The organism is Kitasatospora sp. NPDC004799 (assembly GCF_040609095.1).
GTDB lineage: Bacteria > Actinomycetota > Actinomycetes > Streptomycetales > Streptomycetaceae > Kitasatospora.
The window spans coordinates 1-5,128 of record NZ_JBEXJK010000518.1 but is presented as its reverse complement, the minus strand read 5'-3'; the positions used below and the strand labels follow the sequence as shown (position 1 = coordinate 5,128).

The 5,128-nt window shown below is 75.7% G+C and carries 5 protein-coding genes; 1 reads left to right on the top strand and 4 read right to left on the bottom strand.

The window, feature by feature from the left end:
• From lnt to ABZW03_RS36925, 4 genes are all read right to left on the bottom strand, one after another.
• On the bottom strand, window positions 1-1,486 hold a 1,486-nt coding region (gene lnt / locus ABZW03_RS36940), incomplete at its 3' end, for an apolipoprotein N-acyltransferase (RefSeq protein WP_355268667.1).
• Window positions 1,487-1,682: 196 nt separating this feature from the next.
• Window positions 1,683-2,075 (bottom strand): N-acetyltransferase, encoded by a 393-nt coding sequence (locus ABZW03_RS36935; RefSeq protein WP_355268665.1) that lies wholly within the window; start codon window positions 2,073-2,075, stop codon window positions 1,683-1,685.
• Window positions 2,076-2,339: 264 nt separating this feature from the next.
• Window positions 2,340-3,947: an amidohydrolase family protein gene (locus ABZW03_RS36930; protein WP_355268663.1), complete on the bottom strand. Its 1,608-nt coding sequence runs from the start codon at window positions 3,945-3,947 to the stop codon at window positions 2,340-2,342.
• Between the two features lie 31 nt (window positions 3,948-3,978).
• Window positions 3,979-4,419 carry an Lrp/AsnC family transcriptional regulator gene (locus ABZW03_RS36925; RefSeq protein ID WP_045694655.1) on the bottom strand — a complete coding sequence of 147 codons (441 nt, stop codon included), beginning with the start codon at window positions 4,417-4,419 and terminating at the stop codon, window positions 3,979-3,981.
• Window positions 4,420-4,696: 277 nt separating this feature from the next.
• Here ABZW03_RS36925 and ABZW03_RS36920 point away from each other — a divergent pair.
• On the top strand, window positions 4,697-5,128 hold a 432-nt coding region (locus ABZW03_RS36920), incomplete at its 3' end, for a hypothetical protein (protein ID WP_355268661.1).

Genomic DNA, 5,128 nt, shown 5'->3' with positions numbered 1-5,128 from the left:
CTGCCGCGCCGCCGGCCTGCTGGCCGCCGTGGGCCAGCGTCCACTCCGGGGCGGCGCCGACCCGGTCGGCCACCGTGGTGCCGTCGCGCAGCGGGACGGTGGCCGACAGCTCGGCGGCGGTCAGCTCCTCGGTGCGCTGCTGGACGCTGCCGTCCGGGCCGATCACCGCGCTGATGCCGCTGGTGGCGGCGATCAGCACCGCCCGGCCGTGCTCGACGGCCCGCAGCCGGCTCATCGCCAGCTGCTGCTCGGGCTGGCCGGTCTTCGCGTAGGTCGCGTTGTTGGTCTGGACGACCAGCACCCGGGCGCCGCTGTCCACCGTGTCGCGGACGATCTCGTCGTACGCGACCTCGAAGCAGATCACGTCGCCGATCCGGGCCGGGCCGAGCTGCATCACGCCGTTGTGGTCGCCGGGGTAGAAGTCCCGGGCGACCCGCTGGAGGCGGGTGACCACCTTCATCAGCTGGGCGCGGAAGGGCACGTACTCGCCGAACGGGACGGGGTGCTGCTTGGTGTAGGAGGCGCCGGGGCCGGTGACCGGGTCCCAGACGATGCCCTCGTTCTGGACGTGCTGGGCGTCCGGGCCGTCCACCAGGGTGCCGACCAGGGTGGGCACGCCGATCGCCCTGACCGCCTGGTCGATCCGCTGGCGGGCCAGCGGATCGCTGAACGGGTCGAGGTCGGAGGAGTTCTCCGGCCAGATCACGATGTCGGGGCGCTCGACCGTGCCGGCCGCGATGTCGGCGGCGAGCCGCTCGGTGGCCGAGGCGTGGTTGTTGAGGACCATCATCGGGCGGCCCAGGAAGTCCATGCCCGGGTTGGGCACGTTGCCCTGGACGATGGCGACCTTGACGGTGTCGGCGGCGGCCGTGGGGACCGGGACGAGGTACCCGGCGAGCAGCGCGGCCACCCCGCCGAGCGCCGCCAGGGCGGCCGCCTTCGGGGCCCTGCCCGGCCCGCGCAGCCGCAGCGCGGCCCAGGCCAGCAGGGCGCCGGAGAGGGCGACCGCGAAGGTCACCAGCGGCGCGCCGCCGAGCGCGGCCAGCGGGGTGTACGGGGTGGCGGTGTTGGCGAAGGCGAGCCGGCCCCAGGGGAAGCCGCCGAGCGGCAGCCGGTCGCGGGCCCACTCCTGGGTGATCCACAGGCAGGCCGCCCAGAGCGGCCAGCCGGGCAGCCGGGAGGTGCCGGCCAGGGCGCCGCCGAGCAGGGCCAGGAAGAGCGACTCCACAACGGACAGGCCGATCGTGGCGTCCCAGCCGACCACCCGCAGCCAGCTGAGCAGCATCAGGAAGAACGGCAGGCCGAAGGCGAAGCCGGTCCACAGGCCCTGCCGGAAGGTCCGGCCCCGGGTGAGCAGCGAGAGCGCGGCGACGCCGAGCAGCGACAGCGGCCACAGGTCGTACGGCGGGAAGGCCAGCGCCAGCAGCAGGCCGGCCAGGGCGGCCAGGCCGGTCCGGGGGAGCCCGGCGCGGACCTTGGCGAGCACGCGGGCTCCACGGCCCGGTCGGGGCGCCGGCCGCGGCGGCTCGGGGACGGCCTCGGGCCGTTCCTGGGTCACGGGAGTGGCCACCGGCGCACCATCTTCCTGGGGCTTGCTGTTCGGACGCTGTGCGAAGAAGGTACCCCGGAACGGCGGTGGCCCGTGAGGTCAGGGTGGTGGTGGGTTCGGGGTGGTCGGGCGGTCAGCGCGGGGCGTAGCGGAACTCCCCCAGCGGCCAGTGGCCGGTGAGCCAGTCGGAGACGGCGCGGTACAGCGGGGCGTCCAGGTGGGCGCGGTCGGCCCGGACCCAGGAGCTGACCGAGACCAGGGGCGGGTTCTCCCGGTCCGGGTAGATGTAGACGCAGCCGATCACCTCGTCGCCGTCCGGTTCCAGGACGGTGTACGTGAAGCCGGTGCGGGCCTCGAAGTCGGCGGCGTGGCGGCGCAGGTCCTCGCGGTTCCGCTCCGGCGGCATCCCGTCCAGGGGCGGCCAGCTGCGGCCGGCCCAGCCGGGGGTGGTGCGGATGTGGGGGATGCTGCGGGCGCCTGCGGTGGGGGACCGTCGGATCAGCGTGCGGCGTTGGGGTGCGTGCATCGCAAGGCGGAGGAGGGAGCCACTGCGGAGCATTGGCGACCGACGACAACGCGGCGAGGTGCGTGCCCCGGCGTCGCACGCCCGATGCTCCCCGCCGCAGGTGCCCCTGACCAGGCGGCGTGGTCGGAGGCGTTGTGCTGCTCGCCCAGGGGCTCCAGGCGGAACTCCGGGGCGAGCAGCTCGCGCGGGACGGTGAAGTCGGCGGGTACCAGGTCGGTCATGGGGGTCAAGCTACGGACCGGGGCGCCGCCGTTCCACCCGGTTTTACCGCTGGTAGACGGTGCGGCCGCGGACCACGGTGCGCAGGCAGGTCGGCAGCGGGTGGCCCGGGGTGAGGTCGGGCAGGCCGGGGGTGCCGGAGCGCGGGTCGGTGGACCAGCCGGCCACCCGGGAGTCGGGGGCCTGGACGACCAGCTCGCCGGCCGCCCAGATCGCGTAGCTGGCGACCGCGCCGGGGACGAGCACGCCGTCCTGGTCCCGGCCGACGGCGCGCCAGCCGCCGCGGGTGTGGGCGGTGAAGGCGGCCCGCACCGAGATCCGGTGGTCCAGGGTCCGGTGGAAGGCCGCCGCGCGGACGGTGCCCCAGGGGTCGAGCGGGGTGACCGGGGCGTCCGAGCCGAAGGCCAGCGGGACGCCGGCCCGCAGCAGGGCGGCGAAGGGGTTGAGGGCGGCCGCCCGGTCGGCGCCCAGGCGCTGGGCGTACATGCCCTCCGGGCCGCCCCAGGCGGCGTCGAAGGCGGGCTGGACGGAGGCGGTCAGGCCGAGCTCGGAGAAGGCCGCGACGGCCTTGTCGTCCAGCGCCTCGGCGTGCTCGACGCGGTGCCGCAGGGCCTTGACCCGGTCGGCGCCGACCCGGGCGCCGGCCGCCCGGACGCCCTCGACGACGGCGGCGACGGCCGCGTCGCCGATGGCGTGGAAGCCGGCCTGGAGCCCGGCCTCGGTGCAGGCGGCGACGTGGTCGGCGACCTGCTCGGCGGTCAGGTAGGCGGTGCCGGTGTGCTCGGCGTCGGCGTACGGGGCGTGCAGGCAGGCGGTGCGCGAGCCGAGCGCGCCGTCCACGAAGAGGTCGCCGCCGGCGCCCACCGCACCGAGCCGGCGGGCGGTCTCGACACCGCCCAACTCGCCCCAGTAGCCGAAGACTTCGGGCCCCTCGCCGTCGGCCGCGAGGGCCAGCAGGGCGGCCAGGTCGTCCTCCGAGGAGATCTCCGGGCCGGCGCACTCGTGCAGGGCGCCGATGCCCAGCTCGGCGGCGCGGGCCAGGGTGGCGCGCTGGGCGCGGCGGCGCTGCTCGGGGGTGAGGCGGGCCAGCGCGGTCCGCCGGACGGCGTGGTGGGCGTCCTTGGTGAGCGGGCCCTCGGGGTCGAAGCCGGGCGCCTCGGCCAGGCCCTCGGTGAGGGCGCGCAGGGCGGTGGTGGCGAGCGCGGAGTGCACGTCGGTGCGGGACAGGTAGAGCGCGGCGCCGCGGGCGGCGGCGTCGAGTTCGGCGAGCGTGGGCGGGCGGCCCTCGGGCCAGCCGGTCTCGTCCCAGCCGTGGCCGATCAGCACCCCGCCGGGCTCGGGCCGGGCGTCGACGAAGGCGGTGACGGCGGCCAGGGCGGCGGCGAGCGAGGGGCTGCCGGTGAGGTCGAGCCCGGTGAGCGCCAGGCCGGCGGCGGTGGCGTGCACGTGGGCGTCCACGAAGGCGGGGGTGACCAGGGCGCCGTCCAGCTCGACGACCTCGTCGGCGGTCGCGGCGTACGCCTCGGCGGCGCCGTCACTGCCGACCCAGGCGACGTGCCCGCCCTCCACGAGCATCGCGGTGGCGAAGGGGTCGGCGGGGCTGTAGACGGCGCCGCCGCGCAGCAGGACGGTCCGGAAGGTGCGTTCGGTCATGCCGCCAAGTCTGCACCCCACCGGTTCGCGGTCAGAGCTTCGGGGGTCGTGCCTCGTACGGGGTGGACAGCACGACGGTGGTGCGGGTGGAGACGCCGGCGGCGCTGCGGATGCGGGCGAGCAGGTCCTCCAGGTCGCCGGGGGCGCCGACGCGGACCTTGAGTATGTAGTTCTCGTCGCCGGCGACGCTGTGGCAGGCCTCGATCTCGGGCAGGCCGGCCAGCCGCTCCGGGGTGTCGTCCGGGGCGCTCGGGTCGAAGGGTTTGACCGAGATGAACGCGGTCAGCGCCAGGTCGACGGCGTCGGGGTCGATGATCGCGGTGTAGCCGCGGATCACCCCGCGCTGTTCGAGGCGGCGCACCCGCTGGTGCACCGCCGAGGTGGACAGGCCGGTGGCCTTGCCCAGGTCCGTGTAGCTCATCCGGCCGTCCTCGAGGAGCAGCTGGACGATGCGTTGGTCGAGATCCTCCACAGTGCGCAAACCTACCCGGTCGGGAGCACGGGGGGCGCACGCGGTGGCACGGGACGGGACCGCAGGTGCCGGGCGGGCACATGCCGGGTGAATGTGGCATCCGGTGTGGCCAAGGACACACCCGGTGCATCACGGTGCACGGGACCGCAGGGTTATGAGTCCGGATCACAGGGAAGTGCTGGTTGTGGCCCTGGACGACCACGCCGGGCCCGATCCTAGGGGGATCCTCATGCCTGCTACTGACCAGCGTGTGCTGGGTGCCGACGAGACCGACGATATGACCGACCGCGAGGACCTCGCGGTCGACCACGTGCCGGGCACCGACCCGGGCGAGGTGGAGGCCTGGGACGTCTTCCGGGTCAACTGCCCCGAGTGCCGCCGTCCGATCGCCCTGGTGGCGGACGAGGACCGGCTGCCGCAGCACGCCCTGCTGCCGACCGCCTGGAACCCCTTCGCCCCCGCGATCTGCCCGGGTTCGGGCGCGCCGACGGACGACCTGGCCGAGGTCGAGGCCCCGGAGGACGCCGAGCCGACCGGGTTCGCCGCGCTGTTCAAGCTCCCGAGCGGGCTGGACTGGCGCACCCAGCCGTTCTCGCACGCCGTCGCGCACCGCCCGGTGCGGCTCGCCGCGGTCGCCCAGGACGTCCCGGCGGTGCCCGCCATGCCCGAAGCCGTCATCGTCAGCGCCGCCCGTTCGCCGATCGGCCGG

What these genes read in the sequence shown, in the direction of transcription:
- ABZW03_RS36930 (WP_355268663.1), bottom strand. Translation starts at nt 3,947, where the DNA reads ATGACCGAACGCACCTTCCGGACCGTCCTGCTGCGCGGCGGCGCCGTC.
- ABZW03_RS36935 (WP_355268665.1), bottom strand. Translation starts at nt 2,075, where the DNA reads ATGCACGCACCCCAACGCCGCACGCTGATCCGACGGTCCCCCACCGCA.